The organism is Pengzhenrongella sp., assembly GCF_036565025.1.
GTDB lineage: Bacteria > Actinomycetota > Actinomycetes > Actinomycetales > Cellulomonadaceae > Pengzhenrongella.
This window is the reverse complement of sequence record NZ_DATCNW010000448.1, coordinates 1-2,370: the sequence shown is the minus strand read 5'-3', so window position 1 is coordinate 2,370 and position 2,370 is coordinate 1. Positions and strand designations below refer to the sequence as shown.

The window sequence follows — 2,370 nt, the reverse complement described above, 5'->3', positions numbered from 1 at the left end:
CCCCAGCGCAGCCGGACGTCCGCACGCCGCGCGGTGGCGGTGTCGCGGTCATCGACGACCATCAGCGTGCGCTCGGCGCCGAGCCGGGACGGTGAGCCGGCACCGCAGCCGAGCCGGTCAAGCAGCCGCGGATGGGTCGTCTCGGGGTCCTCGCGCCAGACGACGATCAGCTGAGACCGGTCCCGGATCTCGCCCAGGGTGGCGGTGGAGTCACCACGCAGGGGCACCGCGGGGGCGCCCGGCCAGGCGCCGGTCACGCCGTCGGTCGCGACCAGCGCACCGAGCCGGTCGGCGAGGGTGACCGCCGCCCGCGCGTCCTCCACGGTCGCCGCGCCGAAGCCGTGCAGCAGCAGACGGCGCGCCTCGCGCAGCAGCTCGGCGGCCCGGGCAAGCGCCGTGTCGATGTCAGCCGGCTGACCGCCGACGGTCGCCGCCGGTCCGCGCGCTGACCGCCCAGCACGCGCCGAGAACCACTCGGCGCCCAGCCCGCAGGGCGGCTGCAGCCGTACGCCGTCGCCCGAGCGCTCGAGCGTCACGTCATCACAGAGCAGCCCGCAGCCCGCGCAGGTGACCGGGGTGCGCGGGGCAGACTCAGCCACCGGCGAGCACCGCCTCGGGGAGTGCGGCCAGCAGGCGCGCCCCGCGCGCGGCCAATTCCGGCTCGCCGCTCGTGTCCGAGACCAGCGTGCACACCGGCGCGCCCCGTTTGATCGTCTCGCCCTCATGGGGGATGTCGCGCACCAGGTCCGCCGGCCACCAGCCGGGATCCGGGGCGCGGAGGTCGTGGGCAGCGAACAGCACGAGCTTCACCCTTGCACATGTGGTCGGCGCCGTGCCAGGAGTGGGCAGGCCGAGGCCGCGCGCCCCGCGGACGTGCGCCTCGAAGCTGCCGGGTCCGAACAGCTCCAACCCGGCCGTCGGTCGTGGATTGACCTCCAGGACCCACGCGTGGCGCCGGTCCCAGATCGCGTCCACTCCGAAGGCTCCACGGACGCCGAAGCGCGCCGCGACCTCGGTGCAGACCGCGCCCAGCTGGCCGTCCAGCTCGGTGAGCTCCGAGCCCGGCAGGCGCGGAGGGGTCAGGTTGCCCGTCCACTGCACGCCCGGCGGGCGATGCAACTGCTCGGTGAGGCCGAGCACGACGGCTCGCCGGCCGTCGCCGATCGCCACCGCCGAGCAGGACAGGCCGGCGACGCGACGCTGCAGGATCTCGGTGGGGCGCAGCCGGCCGCCCGCCCACCGGCGCACCCCGCGCCCGCCGCCGCCGAGCCGCGGCTTGCGCAGCCAGATGTCCGAGCCCTCTGCGAGGGCGGGGACGTCGGTCACTGACCGGGTCTCCGGCGCGCGTGCCCCCGCTGCGCGTGCGGCAGCACCGACCGCCCACGGATCGCGTACCGCCCCGAGCGCCGCGGACGCGGTCCCCAAAAGCTCACGACCGTCAGCGATCCGCTCCACCAGCTCGGGACGGTTCTCCAGGCCAGCGCCGTAGACGACCGCGTCAGCGTCGGCTATCTCGGAGGCGAGCGCCACGAGCGCGTCGTTGCTCGGCGCGGTGGCTGCGCGCGCGACCGCACGTAGGTCGACGTCGCCGAAGCGGTCGAGCGCCGTGACCTCGTAGCCGTCGGCGACCGCCATCTGGGCAAGCATGCGGGCACTGACGGCGACCACCAGCACCCTCACGGCAGCCGCACTCCCGACAGCAGCGCGGCCAGCAGGGTTCCGGCCACCAGGTCGGCGCTCGTCCCGGGATTGAGCCGGTGGTCGGGTCCGCGCAGCGAGGCGTCGAAGTGCGCCAGCGAGCGGGTCCCGTCGAGCACCTCGCGAGCCGCCGCGGAAACCGCTCGCGCCGCCGCAGCGCCGGCCTTGCGCTCGATCAGGGTGTCCGGGTGGGAGGCGAGCAGGCCGAGGTGCAGCGACACGATCGCATCGAGCGTTCCGGCGCCGTCGCGCAGCGCATCGGCGAGCAAAGGCAGGCCGGTATCGAACACGATCGCGTACCCGGTCGCGTACTCCGAGGCGATGCTGTCGCGGTGCGCGGCCGCGCCCATCGCCTCGCGTAAAGAGACGCGCGCCGGAGCTCTCACGTCGTGCTCGGGCGCCTCGCCGAGCCCGCCGGCACGGGCTTGGGCGATCGCCGCGAAGGCCGCGGCGGCGTCGTCGACATCGAGCTGCGCAAGGGTCGTCTCGGTGGCCGATCGCAGCGCTTCGTCCTCTCGCCGGGTCGCCGCCGCGCGGACCAGCGGCGCGAACAGGAGCACGATCCCCAGGTTCGTGTTGGTGGCGGCGACGCGTGCCGTCGCCCGCACCCCGTCGGAGATCAGCTCGCCGACGCTGCGCATGCGGGCGCGTCGGCGCGCGAACACCGGGCCG

3 protein-coding genes are annotated in these 2,370 nt (G+C 75.4%); all 3 read right to left on the bottom strand.

The annotated features are described in order from the left end of the window. On the bottom strand, window positions 1-599 hold a 599-nt coding region (locus tag VIM26_RS25370; RefSeq protein ID WP_331956111.1), incomplete at its 3' end, for a hypothetical protein. Next, a complete protein-coding gene (locus VIM26_RS25365) occupies window positions 592-1,680 on the bottom strand; it encodes an ATP-grasp domain-containing protein (RefSeq protein WP_331956110.1) in 1,089 nt (362 codons plus the stop codon). The genes VIM26_RS25365 and VIM26_RS25370, both read right to left, overlap by 8 nt. Then, the coding region (locus VIM26_RS25360; RefSeq protein WP_331956109.1) for a triphosphoribosyl-dephospho-CoA synthase at window positions 1,677-2,370 on the bottom strand (694 nt) is incomplete at its 5' end. The genes VIM26_RS25365 and VIM26_RS25360, both read right to left, overlap by 4 nt.